The sequence below is a fragment of the Delftia acidovorans NBRC 14950 genome (assembly GCF_001598795.1).
GTDB classification, from domain to species: Bacteria; Pseudomonadota; Gammaproteobacteria; order Burkholderiales; family Burkholderiaceae_C; genus Comamonas; species Comamonas acidovorans.
This window is the reverse complement of record NZ_BCZP01000013.1, coordinates 137,704-161,082: the sequence shown is the minus strand read 5'-3', so window position 1 is coordinate 161,082 and position 23,379 is coordinate 137,704. Positions and strand designations below refer to the sequence as shown.

General features: G+C 69.0%; 20 protein-coding genes and 1 pseudogene. 15 read left to right on the top strand and 6 right to left on the bottom strand.

The window, feature by feature from the left end; genetic code table 11:
• Nucleotides 1-156: 156 nt before the first annotated feature.
• The 5 genes and pseudogenes from DA1_RS18140 to DA1_RS18120 all read left to right on the top strand — a co-directional run.
• Nucleotides 157-1,101, top strand: a pseudogene (locus DA1_RS18140) (acetyl-CoA C-acyltransferase); the annotation flags it as partial.
• A 180-nt stretch (nt 1,102-1,281) separates the two neighbouring features.
• On the top strand, nt 1,282-1,905 hold the full coding sequence (locus tag DA1_RS18135) for a pyridoxamine 5'-phosphate oxidase family protein (RefSeq protein ID WP_034397418.1): 624 nt from the start codon (nt 1,282-1,284) through the stop codon (nt 1,903-1,905).
• Nucleotides 1,906-1,933: 28 nt separating this feature from the next.
• Nucleotides 1,934-2,596, top strand: coding sequence for an SDR family oxidoreductase (locus tag DA1_RS18130; RefSeq protein ID WP_034397416.1), 663 nt, complete (start codon nt 1,934-1,936; stop codon nt 2,594-2,596).
• 54 nt (nt 2,597-2,650) lie between these two features.
• Entirely contained in the window at nt 2,651-3,781 is a 1,131-nt protein-coding gene (locus tag DA1_RS18125) for an acyl-CoA dehydrogenase family protein (protein ID WP_034397414.1), read from the top strand.
• A gap of 142 nt (nt 3,782-3,923) precedes the next feature.
• Nucleotides 3,924-4,715 carry an alpha/beta fold hydrolase gene (locus DA1_RS18120; RefSeq protein WP_013800386.1) on the top strand — a complete coding sequence of 264 codons (792 nt, stop codon included), beginning with the start codon at nt 3,924-3,926 and terminating at the stop codon, nt 4,713-4,715.
• Nucleotides 4,716-4,736: 21 nt separating this feature from the next.
• Here the strand turns inward: DA1_RS18120 and DA1_RS18115 are convergent, their stop codons facing one another.
• On the bottom strand, nt 4,737-5,234 hold the full coding sequence (locus tag DA1_RS18115) for a DUF421 domain-containing protein (RefSeq protein ID WP_034397412.1): 498 nt from the start codon (nt 5,232-5,234) through the stop codon (nt 4,737-4,739).
• 166 nt (nt 5,235-5,400) lie between these two features.
• Between DA1_RS18115 and DA1_RS18110 the strand changes: the two genes are divergently transcribed.
• Together DA1_RS18110 and DA1_RS18105 are read left to right on the top strand one after the other, a co-directional pair.
• Nucleotides 5,401-5,814 carry a YchJ family protein gene (locus DA1_RS18110; RefSeq protein ID WP_034397411.1) on the top strand — a complete coding sequence of 138 codons (414 nt, stop codon included), beginning with the start codon at nt 5,401-5,403 and terminating at the stop codon, nt 5,812-5,814.
• Nucleotides 5,798-7,651, top strand: a complete 1,854-nt coding sequence (locus tag DA1_RS18105) for a hybrid sensor histidine kinase/response regulator (protein ID WP_034397409.1) — start codon at nt 5,798-5,800, stop codon at nt 7,649-7,651. Before DA1_RS18110 ends, DA1_RS18105 begins: the two co-directional genes overlap by 17 nt.
• Here DA1_RS18105 and DA1_RS18100 read toward each other — a convergent pair.
• Nucleotides 7,621-8,358, bottom strand: a complete 738-nt coding sequence (locus DA1_RS18100; RefSeq protein ID WP_034397407.1) for a response regulator — start codon at nt 8,356-8,358, stop codon at nt 7,621-7,623. The genes DA1_RS18105 and DA1_RS18100 overlap by 31 nt on opposite strands.
• Nucleotides 8,359-8,545: 187 nt before the next feature.
• Here DA1_RS18100 and DA1_RS18095 point away from each other — a divergent pair, with 187 nt between their 5' ends.
• Nucleotides 8,546-9,598, top strand: coding sequence for a hypothetical protein (locus DA1_RS18095; protein ID WP_034397405.1), 1,053 nt, complete (start codon nt 8,546-8,548; stop codon nt 9,596-9,598).
• 99 nt (nt 9,599-9,697) lie between these two features.
• Nucleotides 9,698-10,390 (top strand): HAD family hydrolase, encoded by a 693-nt coding sequence (locus DA1_RS18090; RefSeq protein ID WP_012207775.1) that lies wholly within the window; start codon nt 9,698-9,700, stop codon nt 10,388-10,390.
• A 19-nt stretch (nt 10,391-10,409) separates the two neighbouring features.
• On the opposite strand, the gene DA1_RS18085 is transcribed toward DA1_RS18090, so the two are convergent.
• Together DA1_RS18085 and DA1_RS18080 are read right to left on the bottom strand one after the other, a co-directional pair.
• Entirely contained in the window at nt 10,410-11,075 is a 666-nt protein-coding gene (locus tag DA1_RS18085; RefSeq protein WP_034397403.1) for a glutathione S-transferase family protein, read from the bottom strand.
• 75 nt (nt 11,076-11,150) lie between these two features.
• On the bottom strand, nt 11,151-12,227 hold the full coding sequence (locus DA1_RS18080; protein WP_034397401.1) for an AraC family transcriptional regulator: 1,077 nt from the start codon (nt 12,225-12,227) through the stop codon (nt 11,151-11,153).
• Between the two features lie 136 nt (nt 12,228-12,363).
• Between DA1_RS18080 and DA1_RS18075 the strand changes: the two genes are divergently transcribed.
• The gene (locus tag DA1_RS18075) at nt 12,364-14,082 is read left to right on the top strand and encodes an AMP-binding protein (RefSeq protein WP_034397399.1); all 1,719 of its coding nucleotides are present in this window, start codon (nt 12,364-12,366) and stop codon (nt 14,080-14,082) included.
• A gap of 44 nt (nt 14,083-14,126) precedes the next feature.
• Here the strand turns inward: DA1_RS18075 and DA1_RS18070 are convergent, their stop codons facing one another.
• Nucleotides 14,127-15,860 (bottom strand): Na+/H+ antiporter, encoded by a 1,734-nt coding sequence (locus DA1_RS18070; protein WP_034397397.1) that lies wholly within the window; start codon nt 15,858-15,860, stop codon nt 14,127-14,129.
• A 92-nt stretch (nt 15,861-15,952) separates the two neighbouring features.
• Between DA1_RS18070 and DA1_RS18065 the strand changes: the two genes are divergently transcribed.
• From DA1_RS18065 to DA1_RS18045, 5 genes are all read left to right on the top strand, one after another.
• The gene (locus DA1_RS18065) at nt 15,953-17,560 is read left to right on the top strand and encodes a carboxyl transferase domain-containing protein (RefSeq protein WP_034397395.1); all 1,608 of its coding nucleotides are present in this window, start codon (nt 15,953-15,955) and stop codon (nt 17,558-17,560) included.
• A 34-nt stretch (nt 17,561-17,594) separates the two neighbouring features.
• A complete protein-coding gene (locus tag DA1_RS18060; RefSeq protein WP_012207769.1) occupies nt 17,595-18,380 on the top strand; it encodes an enoyl-CoA hydratase/isomerase family protein in 786 nt (261 codons plus the stop codon).
• A 66-nt stretch (nt 18,381-18,446) separates the two neighbouring features.
• A complete protein-coding gene (locus DA1_RS18055; RefSeq protein WP_034397393.1) occupies nt 18,447-19,196 on the top strand; it encodes a DUF4126 domain-containing protein in 750 nt (249 codons plus the stop codon).
• A gap of 51 nt (nt 19,197-19,247) precedes the next feature.
• Nucleotides 19,248-21,266 (top strand): acetyl/propionyl/methylcrotonyl-CoA carboxylase subunit alpha, encoded by a 2,019-nt coding sequence (locus DA1_RS18050; RefSeq protein ID WP_034397391.1) that lies wholly within the window; start codon nt 19,248-19,250, stop codon nt 21,264-21,266.
• A gap of 70 nt (nt 21,267-21,336) precedes the next feature.
• The gene (locus tag DA1_RS18045; RefSeq protein WP_034397390.1) at nt 21,337-22,257 is read left to right on the top strand and encodes a 2-hydroxyacid dehydrogenase; all 921 of its coding nucleotides are present in this window, start codon (nt 21,337-21,339) and stop codon (nt 22,255-22,257) included.
• Between the two features lie 9 nt (nt 22,258-22,266).
• On the opposite strand, the gene DA1_RS18040 is transcribed toward DA1_RS18045, so the two are convergent.
• Entirely contained in the window at nt 22,267-23,301 is a 1,035-nt protein-coding gene (locus DA1_RS18040) for a Bug family tripartite tricarboxylate transporter substrate binding protein (RefSeq protein ID WP_034397388.1), read from the bottom strand.
• Nucleotides 23,302-23,379 lie beyond the last annotated feature (78 nt).

The window sequence follows — 23,379 nt, the reverse complement described above, 5'->3', positions numbered from 1 at the left end:
GCTCGGCGATGAGTTGGTTTTCGTCCTGGGGAGCGGTCTGGTCCGCTGCGGATCGGGGTGTTGATGTTCGGATCATGACAATGAGCGCCAGCGCAAAACGCCGAGGGGCCGGTAAAAAAAGCCTGGGGGGAAAAAAGCGGGAAAAGCCGCAAAAAAGCCGTGACCCTGTCCAAGATGTGCGGCGCCGGCATGGAGGCCACCATCCTGGCGCACGACCAGTTGGTCGCAGGCAGCCGCGATGTCGTGGTCTCCGGCGGCATGGAAAGCATGACCAATGCGCCCTACCTGCTCAAGAAGGGCCGTGGTGGCTACCGCATGGGCCACGACAAGGTCTATGACCACATGATGCTCGACGGCCTGGAGGACGCCTACGAGCCTGGCCGCTCCATGGGCACTTTTGGCGAGGACTGTGCCGCCAAATACCACTTCACGCGCGAGCAGCAGGACGCCTACGCCATCGAAAGCGTCAAGCGCGCCCAGGCGGCCACTGAAAGCGGCGCCTTCGCCGCCGAGATCACGCCCGTCACCGTCTCCACGCGCAAGGGCGATGTCACTGTCAGCATCGACGAAGGCCCGGCCAAGGCCAAGCTGGACAAGATCTCCAGCCTCAAGCCCGCCTTCAAGAAGGACGGCACGATCACGGCCGCATCGAGCTCCAGCATCAACGACGGCGCCGCCGCCCTGGTGCTGATGCGCGAGTCCACGGCCAAGGAGCTGGGCTGCAAGCCGCTGGCGCGCATCGTCGCCCATGCCACGCACGCCCAGGAGCCCGAATGGTTCACCACGGCCCCCGTGGGCGCCACGCAGAAGGCCCTCAAGAAGGCCGGCTGGACGGCGGCGGACGTGGACCTGTGGGAAGTCAACGAAGCCTTTGCCGTCGTGCCCATGGCCCTGATGGCCGAGCTGGGCGTGCCGCGCGACAAGGTCAACGTCAACGGCGGCGCCTGTGCGCTGGGCCACCCCATTGGCGCCAGCGGTGCGCGCATCCTGGTCACGCTGCTGCACGCCCTGCAGGCGCGTGGCGGCAAGCGCGGCCTGGCCACGCTGTGCATAGGCGGCGGCGAGGGAACAGCCATGGCGATAGAAATGGTCACCCCCTGAGGCGCTGCGCGCCCTCCCCCTGAAAGGGGGACGACACCCTCGGTGCGGGGCGGCGCGGCCGGCCCAGGCCCTTCCTCGGTGTCTCTGATTTGCATTGCGCCAGTTTTATGGGCAGCGCCACAGACGTCCAGAGAGCTAGACTTGGATCGGCCGATCCGCTATTACTTTGACCTCTCGACCATGATTACCAGCGAAGAACAGTTGCGCAGCCTGTATGCCATGCCGGCCGAAAGGGCCTTGCTCAAGCAGCAGGTGGACCTGGACCGGCACTGCCTGCGCTTCATCGCGCTGTCGCCGCTGTGCATCGTGGCCACGGGGGGCGGGGCGGGCGCGATGATGGATGCCTCGCCGCGCGGCGGCAAGCCGGGCTTCATCAAGGCGCCTGACAACCAGACGCTGCTGATTCCCGATTCGGGCGGCAACAACCGCCTGGACAGCTTCAGCAACCTGATCGCCGATCCGCGCATCGGCCTGCTGTTCATGGTGCCGGGTTTCGACGAGACCCTGCGCGTCAACGGCGTGGCCAAGCTGCGCGACGAGGCCCACTACACGGCGCTGTTCGCCAGCGAAGGCTTCCGGCCCAAGATCGTTCTGGAGATCCAGGTGCAGGAGGCCTATCTGCACTGTGCCAAGGCCCTGATGCGCGCCCGGCTCTGGAAGCCAGAGTCCCAGGTGTCGCGCAACGTCATGCCCTCGGTGAACCAGATGGTCCACCAGCAGATCGGCCTGCCTGCGCCCACCGAGACGCAGGAGGCCATGGTCGAGCGCTACGAAAAGCAGATCGCGGACGAGCAGGGCCGCTGACCGCATTCCATTTGAAAGGTCGAAAGACATGGCAGTCACTCTGGTGTTGGGAGCCTCGCGCGGGCTTGGTTTTGCCTTGGTAGAGGCCTATGCGGCCCGGGGCCGCAGCGTGGTCGCCACGGTGCGCAGCGAGGCCGACCGCGAGCGCGTCGAGGCCACGGGCGCCAAGGTGCTGCTGGTGGATGTGGCCGACCCGGCCAGCGTCAGCGGCCTGGCCTGGCAACTCGACGGCGAGAAGATCGAGCTGGCGCTGTATGTGGCCGGAGTGTGGGATGCCCACAGCTCGGCCACGCCGCCCACGCGCGAGCAGTTCGACCGCGTCATGCACACCAATGTACTGGGCGCCATGCAGGTGCTGCCCCAGGTGGCGCCGCTGGTCGAGGCGGCGGGCGGCGTGTTCGGCCTGTTCTCCAGCCAGATGTCGCTGCTTGCCGACGCCGAATCCGACGCCTGGCTCTACCGCGTCAGCAAGGCTGCGCTCAACATGGTCGTGGCCAGCGCCCAGCCGCAATGGCCGGGCGCCACCGTGGTCGCGCTGGACCCGGGCTGGGTGCAGACCGACATGGGTGGCGCGGCTGCCACCTTCACCGTCGAGCAAAGCGTGCAGGGCCTGGTGCGCACGCTGGCCGGCGTCACGCCGGCCGACCGGGGCCGCATGCTGCGGCATGACGGGCAGCGCATCGCCTGGTAGATCCGACCAGCGCAACGGACAACGGACAACGAAACAAGAATCAGGAGACAAGACATGCTGCTCAACGCAGACCAGGAAATGATCCGTGACGCGGTGCGCGACTTCGTGCGCACCGAAATCACGCCCCATGCCGCACGCTGGGACAAGGAACACCACTTTCCCAAGAACGTGCACCAGGGCCTGGCGGCGCTGGGCGCCTACGGCATCTGCGTGCCCGAGGAATACGGCGGTGCCGGCCTTGACTACCTGAGCCTGGCCCTGGTGCTGGAGGAGATCGCAGCCGGCGACGGCGGCACCAGCACGGTGATCAGCGTGACCAACTGCCCCGTCAACGCCATCCTCATGCGCTATGGCAGCGAGGCGCAAAAGCAGCAATGGCTGGCGCCGCTGGCGCGCGGCGAGATGCTGGGCGCCTTCTGCCTGACCGAGCCGCATGTGGGCTCGGATGCCTCGGCACTGCGCACCACGGCCACGCGCGACGGCAGCGACTACGTGATCAACGGCGTCAAGCAATTCATCACCAGTGGCAAGAACGGCGACGTGGCCATCGTCATCGCCGTCACCGACAAGGCGGCGGGCAAGCGCGGCATGAGCGCCTTCATCGTTCCGACCTCCGCACCCGGCTACCAGGTGCTGCGGCTGGAGGACAAGCTGGGCCAGCACAGTTCGGACACGGCCCAGATCCAGTTCGAGGGCTGCCGCATCCCCGCCGCCAACCTCATCGGCGCCGAGGGCGAGGGCTACAAGATTGCGCTGTCGGCGCTGGAAGGAGGGCGCATCGGCATTGCCGCGCAAAGCGTGGGCATGGCGCGTGCGGCCTTCGATTGCGCGCTGCAGTACTCCAAGGAGCGCGAGAGCTTCGGCCAGCCCATCTTCAACCACCAGGCCGTGGGCTTTCGCCTGGCCGACTGCGCCACGCAGATCGAGGCCGCGCGCCAGCTGATCTGGCATGCGGCCAGCCTGCGCGATGCCGGCCTGCCCTGCCTCAAGGAAGCAGCCATGGCCAAGCTGTTCGCCAGCGAAATGGCCGAGCGCGTGTGCAGCGCCGCCATCCAGACCCTGGGCGGCTATGGCGTGGTCAGCGACTTCCCCGTGGAACGCATCTACCGCGACGTGCGTGTCTGCCAGATCTACGAGGGAACGAGCGACGTGCAGAAAATTCTCATCCAGCGCGCCCTGGCCTGAGGGTAATCCCCCGCGCTGCGGGTCGGGCCGGATGGCCCTGACACCCGCAGGGCTTAGCATGGAGCATCGCCGGCACGGCGCCCGAGAGAGGCGGGCAGCCGTTTCCGGCCGGTTTGTGACCACCTTCGCAGGAGATCCCGACATGCCCATCGCTTCCGTCAACGGCCAGAACCTGTACTACGAGGACACGGGCGGGAGAGGCCCGGTCCTGGTGTTTTCGCACGGGCTGCTCATGGACCACACCATGTTCGCTCCCCAGGTCCAGGCACTGCAAGGGCGCTTTCGCTGCATCAGCTGGGACGAGCGCGGCCATGGCCAGACGGCAGACCCCGAGCAGTGCGCACCCTTCGACTACTACGACTCGGCCGACGACCTGGCCGCCCTGCTTGAGCACCTGGGCGTGGAGCGCGCGGTGCTGGTGGGCATGTCGCAGGGCGGCTATCTGTCGCTGCGCTGCGCGCTCATCCACCCCGAGATCGTGCGCGCGCTGGTGCTGATCGACACCCAGGCCATGCTGGAAGACCCCGAGCAGATGCCCCACCATGAAGCCTTGCTGCGGGCCTGGATGGAGCATGGCCTCAGCGACGACATGGCGACCACGGTGGAGCGCACCATCCTGGGCCAGGGCTGGAGTGGCGCGGCGGCCTGGCGTGCCAAATGGAAGAAGGCCACGCCCATCAACCTGGGGCAGAGCTTTCTGGCGCTGGCCCAGCGCGATGACATCAGCCCGCGCCTGCCCGACATCCATGTGCCGGCCCTGGTCATCCATGGCACGGACGACACAGCCATCGCGCCCGACCGTGCACGCGCCATGGCCAAGGCCTTGCCCAGGGCGCAGTGGGTGGAGGTGCCGGGTGCCGGCCATGCGGCCAACCTCACGCATCCGCAGCCCGTGAATCTGGCCATCGAGCGCTTCCTGGAGCAGCTCGACTGACAGGGGCCGCCGAGCAGGGGGTCACACCGGCGGATCGCCGTCGTTCTCGCTGTCGCGGCGGCGCAGGACGACGGTGATGCTGCCGTCGGTCTCCAGCGTGGCGCGTTCCACCTCGCGCAGGTGCAGGCAGCCGCCCGCACGCAGCGCGGCCTCGATATCGTCGCGCGTGATGCGTTCCTCGCGCATCAGATCCTTGTTCAGGTGTCCGTCCCTGATCAGGGCCTTGGCCTTGCCGTCCACCAGCCGCTCCAGCACCGGGAAGTGAAAGGTCAGCCAGGACAGCAGCAGATGGCACAGGATCAGCGTGGAGGCCGAGACCATGCCACCGATCAGCGAGTTGTCCCCGGCATTCATGGAGTTCTGCACCGCATTCGACAGGATGAGCAGCAGTACCAGGTCGAACGGCGCGTACTGCCCCGTCTGGCGCCGCCCCGTCAGCCGAAGGAACACCAGCAAGAACAGGTAGACGGCCACGCCGCGCACCACGAACTCCCACCACGGGACCGACATTGAAAACATGGGCTCTCCTTACAGGCCCGAGGGCCTGCGGTCAGTATCATGGCCCGCCTGTCCTCCATCAAGAACCCGGTCGCAGCAAGGCGGCCGTGACTGACATGCATTCCTGCTCCCGCGCCGTCCTACCCCAAGGTCCCCAAGTTCCGCAAGTTCCGCAGGGCCAGCCGCTATGAGCGCTGCCGCCACCTCCCCGGCCTGTCCCTGCGGCCAGCACGATGCCAAGGGCCGTCCCCTGGCATTCGATGCCTGCTGCGGCCGCTACCTGGACCATTTCGACGACTGCCCTGCGCCCGACGCCCAGGCGTTGATGCGCTCGCGCTACAGCGCCTTCGTGCGTGAGGACGCCGCCTATCTGCTGGCTACCTGGCACGCCAGCCAGCGGCCCGCCACGCTGGACTTCGAGCCTTCGGCACGCTGGCTGGGGCTGACGGTCAAGGACTTCCGAAGCACCGGCGAGGACAGCGCCGAGGTGGAATTCGTCGCGCGCTACCGCGTGGGCGGCCGCGCCGTGCGCCTGCATGAGCGCAGCCGTTTCGTGCGAGAAGCCGGGCGCTGGCTCTACGTGGATGGCGACCAGTTCTGAGCACGGCGGCGGCCCTGCGGAGCCGCTGTGGAAGTTGCAGCAGCGCCAGCGGCTGCTGCTGTCCATCGCATCGCGGGGCTCGTCCGAGGCGGCGGCCCTCATCATCCCCGGCATCGTGGTCTGGCTGCAGCGGCACGAAACGGGCGCCTTCCAGGTGCCGCTGCTGCTGTGGTGGCTGGGCATGGCGGTCATGGCCTGCGTCTTTGTCGGGTTGCGGCGCCAGTTGCGCCGGGACCTGGGTGCTGCCGTGCCATCGGCCGAGTTGCCAACGCGGCTGCAGCGCTGGGAGCGCGTGATGGGCCGCATGGCCCTGCTCAACGCCGGTTCCTGGGCGCTGGCGATACCGCTGACCCATGGCAGCGGCCATGAATTCCGGCTTTTCATCTACCTGGTGCTGTGCGGCGTCGTGGCCTCGGCCGCCACCTTTCTGGCGCCGGCGGCTGCCGTGTTCAAGCGCTTCTTCGGCGTGCTGTACGGCGCCATGCTGCTGGCCGTGGTCTGGTACTTCCCGAACAGGGGCCTGTACCTGCTGCCGCTGCTCATGCTGTATGGCGCCACCATCGCGCGCCATGCCTGGGGGGCGCGCCAGCTCATGCAGCAGCAATGGGCGCAGGAGCGTGACCGCCAGCTGCTGGCCGAACGCTACCTGGCCGCCAAGGAGCAGGCCGAACAGGCGCTGGAGGCCAAGAGCCGCTTCCTGTCGGCCGCCAGCCATGACCTGCGCCAACCGCTGCATGCTCTGGGCCTGCTGGTGGAAACCGCCCGCCAGCGCAATGCCGACGGCGCACTGGCAGGCGTGCTTGACGATGCCCAGGCCTGTGCCCAGTCGCTGGGCACCATGTGCAACGATCTGCTGGACCTGTCGCGGCTGGAGAACGGCACCTGGGAGCTGCGCGCCCAGGTGATGGACCTGCGCATTCTGCTGAGCGATGCCACGCGCCTGTTCGCGGCCGAGGCACGCCAGCGCGGGCTGGTGCTGCGCTGGCGCGTGGCGCGCGGCATGGACAGCCTGGTGCGTGCCGACGAGGCCCTGCTGCGCCAGATGGTGTTCAACCTGCTGCACAACGCCCTGCGCTACACCCAGTGCGGCGGGGTGCTGCTGGCCGCCCGCGTGCACGGCGGGGGCTGGCGCATCGAGGTCTGGGACACGGGCCTGGGCATTGCGGCCGAAGACCGGCCCCATGTCTTTGCGCCGCACTTTCGCGCGCGCTCAGGCCAGGCGGCCCGATGCGCGGCCCAGCCTGCGGCCGACCACCTGCCCGGCGTGAGCAGCCAGGGCCTGGGCCTGGCCGTGGTGGCCGCAGCGGCCCGCCGCATGGGCGTGGAGCACGGCCTGCTGTCCACGCCGGGGCGGGGGTCCTGCTTCTGGCTGCAATTGCCGTCCAGCCTGAATGTGCAGGCGGCCTTGCCGCAGTCCGAGGGATCGCAGGCGCAGACGCAGGCGCAGTCCCGGCCGCCCCTGCTCCAGGGCCGGTGCTGGGTGGTCGATGACGATGCGCAGGTGGCGCGGGCCCTGGTCGGCCTGCTGCGCGATTGGGGGCTGCAGGTGGATGTGGCCGCCACGGGCCGCGAGGTGGCCGACTGGCTGGCGGCGGGGCAGCATCCCGATTTCGTGCTGTGCGACCACCATCTGGCACGGGGCGAGAACGGCTTTGCGCTGCTGCAGAATGTGCTGGCGCAAGCGCCGCAGGCGGCGGGCGCCCTGCTCAGCGGCGAGCCGTCACCGGCGCTGGAGCAGGAGGCGCAGGAACTGGGCTATCTGCTGCTGCGCAAGCCCGTGGACCCGCTGGCGCTGCTGGCCCTGCTTCAGCGCAGGCTGGCCGTGGCCGGCGCCTGAACCGTATCGGTCGGCGGGACGGAGGGCGGCAGCTCCAGCGCAATGCCCTGCATGCGCGTGATGGCGTCGATGCGGCTGTGCACGCCCAGGCGCTGCAGGGCGCCTGCCACATGCTCCTTGACCGTGTGGGGCGACAGGTGCAGCAACTGCGCAATGCTCGGATTGGGCAGGCCGCGCAGCACAAGGTCCAGCACCTGGGCCTGGCGCGGGGTGAGGCCCAGCTCGGCCGCCGTCATGCGGATGGCATGGGCGCCGCCCGGCGCCTGCGGCGCCAGCGGGGCTGCGGGGAACCAGGTCTCGCCGCGCAGCAGGGCAGCCACGGCCTGCTGCAGCACCTGCGGCGGCTGCGACTTGAGCACAAAGCCATGGGCCCCCGCCGCGCGTGCCTTCAGGGCAATCGCGCCATGCGTGTCGCCGCTGGTCATGAGCACGCGGCAGGCGGGCGCCAGCGTGCGGATTTCGCGCACCACGTCCGTGCCCGCGCTGGCACCCAGCCAGAAATCCACGATGGCCAGATGCGGCGATCCCCTGCCGGCCATGCACTGCAGGCCTTGGCCCGCATCGGCCACGGCATGGACTTCGGACAGGCCGAATTGTTTCAGGAACTCGGACACGCCCATGGCCGTCAGCGGGTGGTCGTCGATCACCAGGGCATAGCGCCCCGATTGGAGACAGGAGGAATCGGTCAGGAGGGGATGGCTGTGCATGGTCCGCGCGAAGGCATGTCGAAAGGGCTGGAGCGCCAGGGCGCGCCCGGATACACCTTGCGCACATCGTAACGATTACCCCCCGGCCGGGGGGTGACCGGATGTCGGCCAACTCCCCAAAATCGCCGCCGATGCCCTGAGATTCCGCATGGAACGGGCACGTATTCAACGAGAAGGGGAGATAGTCATGAAGATGGTACAGCTCACGCGCCGCAGTGCGGCATTGATGCTTCTGGGAACCCTGGCCGCCTGTGGCGGCGGCGGTGGTGGTGGATTGGGAGAACCGGGCGGCGGAGATCCCGGCAATGGCGGAAATCCTGGCAACCCCGGCACGCCCGGCAACCCCGGCGGCGGCACGACGACCCCGGTGACCGGCCAGTACCGCATGGAGACGGCTGCCGAAAACTTCGACGCGGCCCTGTCCGCCATGAACACGCTGGGGGCGCAAGGCTATGCCTTCACCTACAGCCTGGCCTCGGGCGGCACCACCTTCCCCATTCCCATCGGTGACTTCTACGTTACCGACACGGCCCACACCGGCACGCGCCTGGACTACCGCATGGTGGCCGACGTGGCTGGCGTCTCGGCCCTGGTGGCCCAGCTCAATGCGCAGGGTGCGCAGGGCTACCTGTACAAGTCGGGCATGGCGTTCCCGAGCAGCACGCAGGACCTGCGCAACCTCTATGTGCGCAGCAGCAGCGCCGCCGCCACCTACAGCTACGAGACGCGCCCCGCCGTGGGTGCGCTGGACACGTCCGGCTTCACGCAGCAACTGGCCGAGATGAGCGGCCGGGGTTTCCGCTACACGGGTCCGCTGATCTCGGGCGACGAGATGTTCAACCTCTACGTCAAGGACTCCAAGGCACCGGCCTTCGAGTACGCGGTGTTCGCCCTGGCCGCGCCCTTCGGCATGGCCAACGGCGCGGCGCTGAAGCAGCGCCTGGACGAGATGGGTGCCAAGGGCCACCTGCTGCGCGGCGCCCTGGTGCTGCGCGGCAATACCGAAGGCGTGCAGCTGTACGAAAAGAGCGGCGACCAGCAGGGCGCCATCGAGTACCGCCTCGAATCCGTGTCCAACAACGCCAGCCTCGCGCAGCGCCTGGAGCAGTTCAACCGCAACGCGGCCGAAGGCTTTTTCGCCTTCGGCGATGTGGTCACCGACGATGGCCAGTTCCATTCCATCTCGGTGCGCAACGTCAAGCGCATGGTGCATCCGCTGGCCGGTGCCTCCTTCCCCTGAGCAGGGCACAGGCATGCGCGGCCGGCGCATAATCCGGCCATTTTCCGCAGCAAGGGCGCCCCAGGGCGCCCTTGCTCAGTTTGTTTCGAGAATCCATCCATGACTGCTTTCGAGGCCGTGCTCTTCGACTGTGACGGCGTGCTCGTCGACAGTGAATCCATCACCAACCGCGTGCTGTGCACCATGCTCAATGAATCGGGCTGGCCCATCAGCACCGAGGAATGCCTGCGCGAATTCATCGGCAAGACCGTGCGCAGCCAGGCCGCGCTGATCGAGGCGCGCACCGGCAAGCCGCTGACCGACGCATGGATGGCCGCCTTCTACGAGCGCCGCAACGCCGCGCTGCGCGCCGAGCTGGTGGCCATTGACGGCGCGCTGTCCGCCGTCAGCGAATCCCATGCGCTGTGCGCTGGCCGCATCGCCTGCGCCTCGGGCGCGGACCGCGCCAAGGTGGAGATGCAGCTGGCCCAGGTCGGCATGGCCCCGTATTTCGAGGGCCGCGTCTTCAGCGGCCATGAGCTGCCGCGCAGCAAGCCCTTTCCCGATGTGTACCTGGCAGCCGCCGCAGCCCTGGGCGTGGAGCCGGCGCGCTGCCTGGTCATCGAGGACACGGTGACCGGCGTCACCGCCGGCGTGGCCGCAGGCGCCACGGTCTGGGGCTACTTCCCGGCCGACCAGGGCCATGCCTCGGCCGAGCAACTGCTCGAAGCCGGCGCCAGCTGCGTGTTCGGCGACATGGGCGAGCTGCCGGCCATGCTGCGCGCCATCGGGCAGGCCAGCGCCAGCGCCTGAGCTTGGGCCTGAGCCGGCCCTAGCGCAGCCGCGGCGAAGGCGTCTCGTCCACGGCCTGCGCACGCGCGGCCTGCTGCTCGGCCTGCAGCGCCCGCTGGAAGGCGGGCCGCTGCTGCAGGCGCTGCCAGTAGGCCAGGGTGGCAGGCCCCCATTGCGGCTCCATCTCCAGGTGGGCCGACAGCATCAGCGCATAGCCCACGGCCACGTCTGCAGCGGTGAAGCGGTCTGCCGTGAGCCAGTCGCGCTGCTCCACGGCCTGCTCCACGGCGCGCAGCCGCGCGAGGAACCAGCGCTGGTAGTCCTGGGCCACCTGGGGCTGGCGCCGTTCGGCCAGCTCGAAGTGCGCATAGCGCAGCACCAGGGTCTGCGGGAAGGTCAGCGTGGCATCGCTCATGTGCAGCCAGTTGAGGTAGGCCGCAAAGCCCGCCTCCTGCGGCTGCACGGACAGGCCCGCCCCGGGGTGCAGGGCGGCCAGGTATTCGCAGATGGCGGCTGACTCGGTCAGCCTGGCCTCGCCGTGGCGCAGCAGCGGCACCGTGCCCAGCGGGTTGAGCTCCAGGTAGCTGCGCTGCAGCATGCGCGGCGGAAACGGCAGCATGTGCAGCGTGTAGGGAAGCTGCAGTTCTTCGAGCATCCACAGCGCGCGGAAGGAGCGCGCGCTGACGCAGTGGTGGAGATGGTGCATGCGCAAAGCCTAGGCCAGATGCGCGGACGGCGGCTGTCGCGCAGGATGCAAATCGCGCCAGGATGCGCACGGCCCTCACTCGGGCCGGGCTCGCGCGCTCTTGCGGAATTCGGAAGGCGACAGCCCCGTCCACAGCCGGAAGGCGCGGATGAAGCTCTTGTCGTTGAGAAAGCCGCAGGACTGGGCGATGCGCTTGATGGGCCGGCTGGTGCGCAGCAGCAGGGCCACGGCACGCTCGCGCCGCACCTCGTCCTTGAGCGCCTGCAGCGAGGCGCCTTCTTCCTTGAGCTGGCGGTGCAGGCTGCGCTGGGACAGGTGCAGCTGGCGCGCCAGCGTGTCGGCCGTCTGCAGGCATTCGGCGTCGGCGGCCAGCAGCTGGCGCACGCGCTGCACCAGCTGGCGCTCGCGCCGGTAGGGGCGCACCTGCAGCGGCAGGGCGCGCTGCAGCATGCGCTGCAGCGCAGGCTCGTCGCGCGTCAGCGGCATATCCAGAAAACGCGCGTCGAACTGTAGGCAGGCCCGGGCCGCGCCAAACTCCACCTCGCCCGGCGGGAACAGCAGCGCATACACGCCCGCATGTGGCGGGGGATCGAAGGGAAAGCAGACGCGCCGCAGCGGCAGCGGCTCATCGATGAACCAGCTGGCCAGGCCGTGGATATTGCGCAGCACCGACAGCAGGCAGAACTCGCGCATGGCGCCCAGCGTGGACAGCTCCTCGATGGCCAGCGTGGCCAAGCCGTCTTCCTGCGTCAGCGTGAGCCGGATGTCATCGGTCAGCAGGCCATGGTGGCGGCACCAGCGCGCCAGCGCCAGGCCCAGCTGCTCGCTGCCCATGCTGGCGCGTGCCAGCATGCCGTAGCTGCCCCAGGGCAGGCGCCGGGAGAACCAGCCCAGGGCCTCGTCGTCGAGTTCGCGCATGGCGGCATCGGACAGTGCCTCCATCTGCAGCGCCGTGATGCACTCGTTGCGCTCTTTGACGGAGTCTGGCGCGATTTGTGCCTTCTCCAGGGCGGACAGGGCGCTGATGTCCCGGCGTTCGTAGGCCAGCATAATGGCCTGCACAAAGGCCATGGGCGTGACTGCAGGGTGTGCGGAGGCCATGGTGGCGGCCGCCTGGGGCAGGGGGGTCTTGACCAGCGAGGGGGTGAACATGCTGGCAATTATTGCAACCTTCGTGGCCTGTTCTGCTCGGGGTTGGCCCTTATGCTGCCACGCAATAGCTGCCGTGACGGGGCAGGCCACTGCATTTGCCCGTCCCAGGCGCCGCCGACGACACAGGAGACAACGCATGCCCGCCCAGAACGCCCCGCTCGCTTCCAGCCATGCCCAAGGCCGCACCGATGTGCCGCTGATCGAGCAGACCATCGGCGACTTCTTTGCCGACATGGCGGCCCGCCAGCCCGATCGCGAGGCCCTGGTCAGCCGCCACCAGGGCCTGCGCTACAGCTATGCCAGCCTGCACACCGAGGCGCGCCGCCTGGCCAGCGCGCTGCTGGGCCTGGGGCTGGACAAGGGCGACCGCGTCGGCATCTGGTCGCACAACAACGCCGAATGGGTGCTGATGCAGCTGGCCACGGCCCAGGTCGGCCTGGTGCTGGTCAACATCAACCCGGCCTACCGCACCTCCGAGGTCGAGTACGCGCTCAACAAGGTCGGCTGCAAGGCGCTGGTGACCATGGCGCAGTTCAAGACCAGCGACTACCTGGGCATGCTGCGCGAACTGGCCCCCGAGCTGGCCACGGCCGAGCCCGGCCGCCTGCATTGCGCGCGCCTGCCCCAGCTGCGCAGCGTGGTCTGGATCGACGTCGCAGGGCAGGGCGAAGAGCAGCCCGGCATGCTGCGCTTTTCCAGCCTGCTGGCCCGCGGTGATGCGCAGGATGCGCGCATCGACGCCGTGGCCGCCACGCTCAAGAACACCGACCCCATCAACATCCAGTTCACCAGCGGCACGACGGGCTTTCCCAAGGGCGCCACGCTGACCCACCGCAACATCCTGAACAACGGCTTTTTCATCGGCGAGTGCATGCGGCTGACGCCCGAGGACCGGCTGTGCATTCCCGTGCCGCTGTACCACTGCTTCGGCATGGTGCTGGGCAATCTGGCCTGTTTCACGCATGGCTCGGCCATCGTCTACCCGAATGACGGATTCGATCCGCTGTTGGTGCTGGAGACCGTGCAGGCCGAGCGCTGCACGGGCCTGCACGGCGTGCCCACGATGTTCATCGCCGAGCTGGATCACCCGCGCTTCAAGGAGTTCGACCTGAGCACGCTGCGCACCGGCATCATGGCCGGCTCGCCCTGTCCCATCGAGGTGATGAAGCGCGTGGTCAGCGACATGCACCTGTCCGAGATCACCATCGCCTACGGCATGACCGAGACCAGCCCCGTCAGCTGCCAGAGCGATGCCGACACGCCGCTTCAGCGCCGCGTGTCCACCGTGGGCAAGGTGCAGCCGCACCTGGAGGTGAAGATCGTCGACCCGGCCACGGGCGAGGTGGTGGCACCCGGCGTCTCGGGCGAGCTGTGCACGCGCGGCTACTCGGTCATGCACGGCTACTGGGGGGACGAGGCCCGCACGCGCGAGGCCATCGACGACGCGGCCTGGATGCACACCGGCGACCTGGCCACCATGGATGAGCAGGGCTACGTGAACATCGTCGGCCGCATCAAGGACATGGTGATCCGCGGCGGCGAGAACATCTACCCGCGCGAGATCGAGGAATTCCTCTACCGCCATCCCCAGGTGCAGGATGTGCAGGTGGTCGGCGTGCCCGACGCGCGCTACGGCGAGGAGCTGTGCGCCTGGATCATCGTCAAGCCCGGCCAGACGCTGACCGAAGACGGCGTGCGCGACTTCTGCAAGGGCCAGATCGCCCACTACAAGGTGCCGCGCTACATCCGCTTCGTCGAGGCCTTCCCGATGACGGTGACCGGCAAGATCCAGAAATTCAAGATCCGCGACGAGATGATCGCCATGCTGGATCTGCGCCCGGCCAGGACCGCCTGAGGGCTGCTTTCATGCACTGCCGCCAGCTGTCCACCGCGTGCCGCCTAGTGCGTGCCGCCTTCGGGCGCGGCCACGGCCGAGGCTGCAGCGCGGCGCGCCACGACCAGGCGCTTGCGCAGCGAGATCTCCTGCATGTCCAGCTCGCTGACCAGGCGGCGCAGCGACTCGTCGTTGATGCGGTGGGCCTGGCGCTCGGCGTAGAGCGCGTCGCGCTCCTGGTGGATGCAGCGCAGCCGCAGCTCGATCTCCAGCAGGTAGCGCAGCTTGCGCTGGCGCACGACTTCGGGCGCCTCGCGCTGGATCTCGATGCTGGAGGCCGTGCCGCTGCCGTCGTCCAGCAGCTGGACGCGGTTGCGGTACTCCTGCGTCAGGTGGCCCATGACCTCCTGGTGCATGGCCACCCATTCGGGCGTGTGGCCCTGGATCTCTTCCTCGCTCAGCGTCAGCCCGCCAATGGCGGACTGGCAGGCGGCCACGCGCGCCAGGCGCTCCTCGCGCACCGTGGGCGATTCGCCGGGCTGGGGCATGCGGCGCAGGATCAGCGGCAGCGCGATGCTGCCCAGCACCAGGGTGAACAAGATGGTGCCGGTGGCCAGGAAGACCAGCATCTCGCGGCCCGGAAAGGGCTGGCCGTTGTTCAGCAGCATGGGCACGGACAGCGCGCCGGCCAGCGTCACGGCGCCGCGTATGCCGGCCATGGTGGTGGCCAGGTTCAGCAGGTGGGAAGGGCGCTCTGCCATCTTTCCCTGGAAGTGGGCGCGTGCCAGGCTGCGCTGCACGCCCAGGGTCAGCCAGATCCAGCGCATCAGCAGCAGCGCGCTGGAGATGATCACCACATAGCCCACCAGCACCCACCATTCGCTGCCCGCATCGTGCAGCGTCACGCCGATGATGGAGGGCAGCTGCAGGCCCAGCAGCAGGAAGATGGCGCCGTTGAACGAGGCTTCCACCATGCTCCAGGTGCCCTCGGTCTGCAGCCGCTCGCTGATGTAGCTGCTGCGCTCCAGGTCGGCGAAGTTGGTGGCAATGCCCGCGGCCACGGCCGACAGGATGCCCGACACGCCGATCTTTTCGCCCACGATGTAGGCAGCGAAGGGCAGCAGGATCAGCAGCAGCACCATCTGCGTGGCCGCCACGTCGCCCAGGCGGCGCGTGATGGTGCTGCGCGCATAGGAAAAGCCCCAGCCGATCAGCGTGCCCACGCCCAGGCCGCCCAGGGCCATCCACATGAAATCCTTGGCCACCTCGGTCCACGAGAACAGGCCGGTCAGCGTGGCGGCAATGGCGAACTTCAGCGCCACCAGGCCCGAGGCATCGTTGAGCAGGGACTCGCCTTCGAGGATGTGCATGGTCTTCTCGGGCATGCCCAGGTTGCGCGTGATGGCCGAGACGGCCACGGCATCGGTGGGCGAGACCACGGCGGCCAGCGCGAAGGCCACGGTCAGCGGCATGCCGGGCACCAGCCAGTGGATCAGCCAGCCCAGCCCCACCACCGTGAACAGCACCAGGCCCAGCGCCAGGCGCAGGATGGGGCGGTACAGCGAAAAGAACTCGCGCTTGGGGATGCGCCAGCCGTCGGCGAACAGCAGCGGCGGGATGAACAGCAGCAGGAACAGCTCGGGATCGAAGGCGATGTGCAGGCCCTTTTGCGGCCAGGCGATCAGCGCTCCCAGGGCGATCTGTATCAGCGGCAGCGGGATGGCGCGCACATAGCGCGCGGCAATGCCGGTCAGTGCCCCCAGCAGCAAAACGAGCAAGACGATTTCAACGGTGTGCATACGGCATTTTCCCCAGCCCGGGCCGCCGTTCTTTGCAGCACATTCGAAAAAACCAAGCGCCCGCATCGGGCAAACACAAGAAGAGGCCACACATGAGCATTCTGGGCACCCAACTCAATCCGCGTTCGGCGGACTTCCTGGCCAATGCCGCCGCCATGCGCGCCGTGGTCGAAGACCTGCAGGCCCAGGTGGCCAAGGTCGCCGAGGGCGGCGGCGAGGCCGCGCGCGCCAAGCACGTGGCGCGCGGCAAGCTGCTGCCGCGCGACCGCGTGGCCATGCTGCTGGACCCGGGCACGCCCTTTCTGGAGATCGCCCCGCTGGCCGCGCTCAACATGTACCGCAACGATGCACCCGGCGCGGGCCTGATCGCCGGCATCGGCCGCGTCAGCGGCGTGGACTGCATGATCGTGTGCAACGACGCCACGGTGAAGGGCGGAACCTACTACCCGATGACGGTGAAGAAGCACCTGCGCGCCCAGGAGATCGCCGCGCAGAACCGCCTGCCCTGCATCTACCTGGTGGACTCGGGCGGCGCCAACCTGCCCAACCAGGACGATGTGTTTCCCGACCGCGAGCACTTCGGCCGCATCTTCTTCAACCAGGCCAACATGAGCGCCGAGGGCATTGCCCAGATCGCCGTGGTCATGGGCTCGTGCACGGCCGGCGGCGCCTATGTGCCGGCCATGAGCGACGAGTCCATCATCGTCAAGAACCAGGGCACCATCTTCCTGGGCGGCCCGCCGCTGGTGAAGGCCGCCACGGGCGAGGTGGTCAGCGCCGAGGACCTGGGCGGCGGCGACGTGCACACGCGCCTGTCGGGCGTGGCCGACCACCTGGCCCACAACGACACCCACGCGCTGGCGCTGGCGCGCCAGTCCGTGGCCAACCTCAACCATGCCAAGCAGCCTTCGGCCGGCGACCTGCCCCCCGAGGCGCCGCTGTTCGACGGCGGCGAGCTGTACGGTGTGATCCCCGTGGACACGCGCAAGCCCTTCGATGTGCGCGAGATCATCGCCCGCGTGGTGGACGGCAGCCGCTTCGACGAGTTCAAGGCCCGCTTCGGCGCCACCCTGGTCTGCGGCTTTGCGCGCATCGAGGGCATGCAGGTGGGCATCATCGCCAACAACGGCATCCTGTTCAGCGAATCGGCCGTCAAGGGCGCGCACTTCATCGAGCTGTGCTGCCAGCGCAAGATCCCGCTGGTCTTCCTGCAGAACATCACGGGCTTCATGGTGGGCCGCAAGTACGAGAACGAAGGCATTGCCCGCCACGGCGCCAAGCTGGTCACGGCCGTGGCCACGGCGGCCGTGCCGAAGTTCACCATCATCATCGGCGGCTCCTTCGGCGCGGGCAACTACGGCATGTGCGGCCGCGCCTACTCGCCGCGCTTCCTGTGGATGTGGCCCAACGCGCGCATCTCGGTCATGGGCGGCGAGCAGGCGGCCAGCGTGCTGGCCACCGTCAAGCGCGACGGCATCGAGGCCAAGGGCGGCCAGTGGACGGCCGAGGAGGAAGAGGCCTTCAAGGCCCCCATCCGCCAGCAGTACGAGGATCAGGGCCACCCCTATTACGCGACGGCGCGCCTGTGGGACGATGGCGTCATCGACCCCGCCGACACGCGCCGCGTGCTGGCGCTGGGCCTGGCGGCCACGCGCAACGCTCCCATAGAGGACACGCGCTTCGGTGTGTTCCGCATGTGACGGCGGCCCCTCTTTCCTTGCAGCGAGGTACTTCATGAAAACCACCGCACTGACCCTCGAATTCCAGGGCCCCCTGGCCACCATCACGCTGACCCAGCCCGAAGTGCGCAACGCCTTCAGCGACGAGGTCATCGCCGACATCACCCAGGCCTTCCACTCCGTGGGCAAGCGCAGCGACGTGCGCGCCGTGGTGCTGGCCGCCGAGGGGCCGGCCTTCTGCGCAGGCGCCAACCTCAACTGGATGCGCCGCATGGCCGACTACTCGCGCGACGAGAACCGCGAGGACGCCGGCCTGCTGGCCGAAATGCTGCGCGTGATCTACGAATGCCCGCAGCCCACCATCGCGCGCGTGCAGGGCGATGTCTATGCGGGCGGCATGGGCCTGGTCGCTGCCTGCGACATGGCCGTGGCCGCCGAGGGCGCGGGCTTTTGCCTGTCCGAGGTGAAGATCGGCCTGATCCCCGCCACCATCAGCCCCTACGTGATCCGCGCCATGGGCGCGCGCGCCGCCCACCGCTACTTCCTGACCGGTGAGCGCTTCGACGCGGCCGAGGCGCTGCGCATCGGCTTCGTGCACCGCGTGGTGGCGGCAGACGAGCTGGACAACGCCGTGGACGGCCTGCTCAAGCACCTGGTCAGCGCCGGTCCCGCCGCCGCCCGCGCCTGCAAGCGCCTGGTGATCGACGTGGCCGAGCGCGAGATCAACGAGCAACTGATCGCCGCCACCGTCGAAGGCATTGCCGACATCCGCGCCAGCGCCGAGGGCAAGGAGGGCGTGCAAGCCTTCCTGCAAAAGCGCAAGCCGGCCTGGCTGGCCTGACACGCGCGGGCCGCCCATTCATCGCGCGACCACCGAGCAACGCCGAGCCAACGCCGAGCCAACACCATGAGCACCCTGACCGACTCCCTCGTCCAGTGGCTGCAGTCCGTGGGCCTGTACCCGGGCCCGGCCGTGCACCACACGGTCAGCGAGGCGGCTGGCGAAGTGGCCGAGCGCGTGGGCCAGGCCACCAGCGGCATGGACATGGCCGGCCTGCTGGCGCTGGCCGCCGCACTGGGCTGGGCCAGCGGCTTTAGGCTCTACGCCGTGGTCTTCGTGACCGGGCTGCTGGGGGCGCTGGGCTGGGTGGCGCTGCCGGGCGGGCTGCATGTGCTGGAGCATCCGGCCCTGCTGTTCGCCAGCGGCGCGCTGCTGTTCGTGGAGTTCTTCGCCGACAAGATCCCCGGCGTGGACTCGGTCTGGGACCTGCTGCAAAGCGTGATCCGCATCCCGGCGGGCGCGGCGCTGGCGGCCGGCGTCTTCGGCGCCGACAGCGCGACCATGGCCACCATGGCGGCCCTGATGGGCGGCTCGCTGGCCCTGTCCAGCCAGGTGGCCAAGAGCACGGCGCGCGCGGCCATCAACACTTCGCCGGAGCCGTTTTCCAACGTGGGCGCGAGCCTGGTGGAGGACGGTGCCTCGGTGGGCGCGATCTGGCTGGCGCTCACGCATCCGCTGGCCTTCGCCGCCGTGCTGCTGGTCGTGGTCATCGCCCTGTGGCTGCTGACCTGGGTGCTGTGGCGCTTTCTCAAGGCCGTGGTGCAGCGCCTGCGCTCGCTGTTGGGCGGGTCTCCCGCGATGAATCAAAAACCATAGCCGCCGGTCGCCGAATGACCGGGGCTGCAGAGAAAACACTGGAGATAACGCATGTTCAAGAAGATCCTGATCGCCAACCGCGGTGAAATCGCCTGCCGCGTTGCGGCTTCCGCCCGCCGCATGGGCGTGCGCACCGTGGCCGTGTACTCGGACGCCGATGCCCGCGCCAAGCATGTGCAGGCCTGCGACGAGGCCGTGCACATCGGCGGCAGCGCCCCCAAGGACAGCTATCTGCGCTGGGAACGCATCCTGGAGGCCGCCAAGGCCACGGGCGCCCAGGCCATCCACCCCGGCTACGGCTTTCTCAGCGAGAACGAGGAATTCGCCCAGGCCTGCGCCGATGCCGGCCTGGTCTTCATCGGCCCGCCGCCCTCGGCCATTCGCGCCATGGGCCTGAAGGCGGCCTCCAAGCAACTCATGGAAAAGGCCGGCGTGCCCCTGGTGCCCGGCTACCACGGGGCCGACCAGGACCCGCAGCTGCTGCAGCGCGAGGCCGACCGCATCGGCTACCCGGTGCTGATCAAGGCCAGCGCGGGCGGCGGCGGCAAGGGCATGCGCCTGGTCGAGCGCAGCGAGGACTTCGCCGCCGCCCTGGCCAGCTGCCAGCGCGAGGCCATCAACAGCTTCGGCGACGACGCCGTGCTGGTCGAGAAATACGTGCTGCGCCCGCGCCATATCGAAATCCAGGTCTTTGGCGATACCCAGGGCAACTGCGTCTACCTGTTCGAGCGCGACTGCTCGGTCCAGCGCCGCCACCAGAAGGTGCTGGAGGAGTCCCCAGCGCCTGGCATGACGCCCGCGCTGCGCCAGAAGATGGGCGAGGCCGCCGTGGCCGCCGCCCAGGCCGTGAACTACGTGGGCGCGGGCACGGTGGAATTCATCGTCGAGCAGCCCGGCGGCTACGACCAGCCCGAGGCCATGAAGTTCTACTTCATGGAAATGAACACCCGCCTGCAGGTCGAGCACCCGGTGACCGAGGCCATCACGGGCGAGGACCTGGTGGACTGGCAGCTGCGCGTGGCCAGCGGCCTGCCCCTGCCCAAGCGCCAGGACGAGCTGCGCATCACCGGCCATGCCATCGAGGCGCGCATCTGCGCAGAGAACCCCGACAACGGCTTCCTGCCCGCCACCGGCACCCTGCACGTCTACCGCAAGCCCGACTGCGCCAGCTTCCATGTCGGCGACGTGCGCGTGGACGACGGCGTGCGCGAGGGCGATGCCATCAGCCCCTTCTACGACTCCATGATCGCCAAGCTCATCGTGCATGGCGACACGCGCGAACAGGCGCTGGCGCGGCTTGATGCCGCCCTGGCCGAGACACGCATCGTGGGCCTGGCCACCAATGTGCAGTTCCTGCGCCTGGTCATCGCCAGCGATGCCTTTGCAACCGCCAAATTGGACACGGCGCTGATCGAGCGCGAGAAGCAGCATCTGTTCCATCAGCAGCGCCTGCCGCAGGCCCAGGCCGTGGCCGCCGCCGTGGCCCAGGTGCTGCAGGCCGAGCGCGCGCAGGAAACCGCCGATCCCTTCAGCCGCCGCGACGGCTGGCGCTCGCACGGCGTGGCCGAGCGGCGCTGGGACTTCCGCCAGGGCGAGGCCGCCGTGCCCGCGCGCCTGCGCTACCTGCATGACGGCGCGCTGCAACTGGCCGTGGGCGAGGGCGAGTCCTTCGCCGAGGGCCTGCTGTCCTGGCAACAGGCCGGGGACGGCGCCTTCGACGTGCAGTTCGCGGGCCAGCGCCTGCGCGCCCAGGTCCATGTGCTGGGCGAGCAATGCCATGTGTTCGCTCCCCAGGGCGCGGCCGTGCTGGGCCTGGCCGATCCGCTGGCCCATGCGGGCGAGGTGCAGTCCGAAGGCGGCCGCCTGACGGCGCCCATGCCGGGCAAGGTGGTCTCCTTTGCCGTCAAGGCCGGCGACAAGGTCAGCAAGGGCCAGCCGCTGGCCGTGATGGAGGCCATGAAGATGGAGCACACCATCGCCGCGCCCGGCGACGGCGTGGTGGCCGAGCTGCTGTATGCGCCCGGCGACCAGGTGACCGAAGGCTCCGAGCTGCTGCGCCTGGAAAGCTGAGGCCGCAGGCAAGACAGTTTTGCGCAAAAGTCGCGCGTGGGCGTCGCCAGGCCGTTAGGCTTGGCCCCCTATGCGAGTGACTTTCTGCTGCGAAGACACCAGGCCCGACGCCTGGCTGCAAGGACTGCGCGCGGCCCTGCCGGGCGCCGAGGTGGACATCTGGTCGCCGGGCGCGCCGCAGGCCGACTACGCCCTGGTCTGGGCGCCACCCCAGCGCTTCATCGACGAGCAGCCGGGCCTCAAGGCCGTGTTCAACATCGGCGCCGGCGTCGATGCGCTGCTGCCGCTGCGCCTGCCGGCCGACCTTCCCGTCTACCGCCTGGAGGACGCCGGCATGGCCGTGCAGATGGCCGAATATGTCTGCCAGGCGGTGGTCCGCTTCTTCCGCGGTCTAGACGGCTACGAGGCCGACATGGCCGCCGGCCTGTGGCAGCACCGGCCCAATCCCCGGCGTGCCGACTACCCCGTGGGCATCATGGGGCTGGGCCGCATGGGCGAGCGCGTGGCGCGCGCGCTGACGGTGTTCGATTTCCCCGTCAACGGCTGGAGCCGTACGCCGCATGCCATCGACGGCGTGCGTGGCTTCTGCGGCCCGCAGGACTTCGATGCCTTTCTGCGCGCCACCCGCATCCTCGTCAACCTGCTGCCGCTGACACCCGAGACGGACAGCATCATCGACGCGCGCAGCCTGGCCCTGCTGCAGCCGGGCGCCTATGTCATCAACGTGGGACGCGGCGGCCATGTGGCGGACGAGGACCTCATCGCCGCCATCGACGGGGGCCATGTGTCCGGCGCGTTGCTCGATGTGTTCCGCACCGAGCCGCTGCCCGACGGCCATGCCTTCTGGCGGCATCCGCGCATCACGCTCACGCCCCACACCTCGGCCCGCACCCTGGCGCGCGACAGCGTGGAGCAGATCGTGGGCAAGGTCGCGGCGCTGAGCCGGGGCGAGGCCGTGAGCGGCCGCGTGGACCTGCGGCGCGGCTACTGACGGGCGCGCTCAGTCCAGCGTCACGCCGGTGCTGCGCACCAGCGCGCCCAGGCGCTGGGAGTCGCTCTTGATCAAGGCACCGAATTCGGCCGCCGTGCCGCCCACGGCCGGCGTGCCGATGGCCTCCCAGCGCGTGCGGAAGGCCGGGTCCTTGAAGATGGCGTTGACCGTGGAATTGAGTTTGTCGATGGCGGCGGGCGGCGTGCCCGCGCGCACGGCAATGCCATGCCAGCCCGTGATCTGGTAGCCGGGCACGCCGGCCTGGGCCATGGTGGGCACGTCGGGCAGCACCTTGGTGCGCTCGGCCGAGGTGACGGCCAGCGGGATCAGGCGCCCGCCCTGGATGTGCTGCAGCGAGCTGCCTACGATGTCGAACATCACGCCCACCTGGCCGCCGATCAGGTCGTTGAGTGCCGGTCCCGCACCCCGGTAGGGGACATGGCCCAGCTTGACCTGCTCCATGGAGTTGAACAGCTCGCCCGCCAGGTGCTGGGGCGTGCCATTGCCGGCCGAGGCAAAGCTCAGCGTCTTGCCCGCTTTGGCCAGGGCCAGCAGCTCGGCCACGGTCTTGACGCCCAGCGAGGGATGGACCTCCAGCACCAGCGGGAAGGCCGACAGCTGCACCACGGGCTCCAGGTCCTTGAGCGGGTTGAATGGCATGCTCTTGTACAGCGAGGAATTCACGGCCATGGGGCCGCTGGCGGCCAGCAGCAGGGTGTGGCCGTCGGCGGGCGCCTGGCGGGCCACCTCGGCGCTGCCCAGGTTGCCGCCCGCGCCGCTCTTGTTCTCCACGATGACGGTCACGCCCAGGTGCTGCTGCAGCTCGGGCTGCAGCATGCGTGCCATCAGGTCGGTGGGGCCGCCGGGCGGATAGGGCACGACGAAGCGGATGGTCTTGCTGGGGAATGCCGGCGACGGGGTCTGGGCCGAGGCCTGGCCCGCCAGGCCCAGGGCCATGAAGGCCAGGGGAAGCGCCGTGAATGCGGTGGCTACCTTGATTTTGGCGATGGCGTCACGCCGCGTGCCGTGGGTGGGCTGTTGCATGGTTGTGTCTCCTGCCTGTGGTTGGAATGGAAGGCCCGTCTTGTGCGGGCTCATGGGCCTATCGGCTTATGGGCCTGT

Coding starts and splice junctions, on each gene's coding strand:
- DA1_RS18135 (WP_034397418.1), top strand. CDS start 1,282: ATGATTACCAGCGAAGAACAGTTGCGCAGCCTGTATGCCATGCCGGCC.
- DA1_RS18130 (WP_034397416.1), top strand. CDS start 1,934: ATGGCAGTCACTCTGGTGTTGGGAGCCTCGCGCGGGCTTGGTTTTGCC.
- DA1_RS18125 (WP_034397414.1), top strand. CDS start 2,651: ATGCTGCTCAACGCAGACCAGGAAATGATCCGTGACGCGGTGCGCGAC.
- DA1_RS18120 (WP_013800386.1), top strand. CDS start 3,924: ATGCCCATCGCTTCCGTCAACGGCCAGAACCTGTACTACGAGGACACG.
- DA1_RS18115 (WP_034397412.1), bottom strand. CDS start 5,234: ATGTTTTCAATGTCGGTCCCGTGGTGGGAGTTCGTGGTGCGCGGCGTG.
- DA1_RS18110 (WP_034397411.1), top strand. CDS start 5,401: ATGAGCGCTGCCGCCACCTCCCCGGCCTGTCCCTGCGGCCAGCACGAT.
- DA1_RS18105 (WP_034397409.1), top strand. CDS start 5,798: ATGGCGACCAGTTCTGAGCACGGCGGCGGCCCTGCGGAGCCGCTGTGG.
- DA1_RS18100 (WP_034397407.1), bottom strand. CDS start 8,358: ATGCACAGCCATCCCCTCCTGACCGATTCCTCCTGTCTCCAATCGGGG.
- DA1_RS18095 (WP_034397405.1), top strand. CDS start 8,546: ATGAAGATGGTACAGCTCACGCGCCGCAGTGCGGCATTGATGCTTCTG.
- DA1_RS18090 (WP_012207775.1), top strand. CDS start 9,698: ATGACTGCTTTCGAGGCCGTGCTCTTCGACTGTGACGGCGTGCTCGTC.
- DA1_RS18085 (WP_034397403.1), bottom strand. CDS start 11,075: ATGCACCATCTCCACCACTGCGTCAGCGCGCGCTCCTTCCGCGCGCTG.
- DA1_RS18080 (WP_034397401.1), bottom strand. CDS start 12,227: ATGTTCACCCCCTCGCTGGTCAAGACCCCCCTGCCCCAGGCGGCCGCC.
- DA1_RS18075 (WP_034397399.1), top strand. CDS start 12,364: ATGCCCGCCCAGAACGCCCCGCTCGCTTCCAGCCATGCCCAAGGCCGC.
- DA1_RS18070 (WP_034397397.1), bottom strand. CDS start 15,860: ATGCACACCGTTGAAATCGTCTTGCTCGTTTTGCTGCTGGGGGCACTG.
- DA1_RS18065 (WP_034397395.1), top strand. CDS start 15,953: ATGAGCATTCTGGGCACCCAACTCAATCCGCGTTCGGCGGACTTCCTG.
- DA1_RS18060 (WP_012207769.1), top strand. CDS start 17,595: ATGAAAACCACCGCACTGACCCTCGAATTCCAGGGCCCCCTGGCCACC.
- DA1_RS18055 (WP_034397393.1), top strand. CDS start 18,447: ATGAGCACCCTGACCGACTCCCTCGTCCAGTGGCTGCAGTCCGTGGGC.
- DA1_RS18050 (WP_034397391.1), top strand. CDS start 19,248: ATGTTCAAGAAGATCCTGATCGCCAACCGCGGTGAAATCGCCTGCCGC.
- DA1_RS18045 (WP_034397390.1), top strand. CDS start 21,337: ATGCGAGTGACTTTCTGCTGCGAAGACACCAGGCCCGACGCCTGGCTG.
- DA1_RS18040 (WP_034397388.1), bottom strand. CDS start 23,301: ATGCAACAGCCCACCCACGGCACGCGGCGTGACGCCATCGCCAAAATC.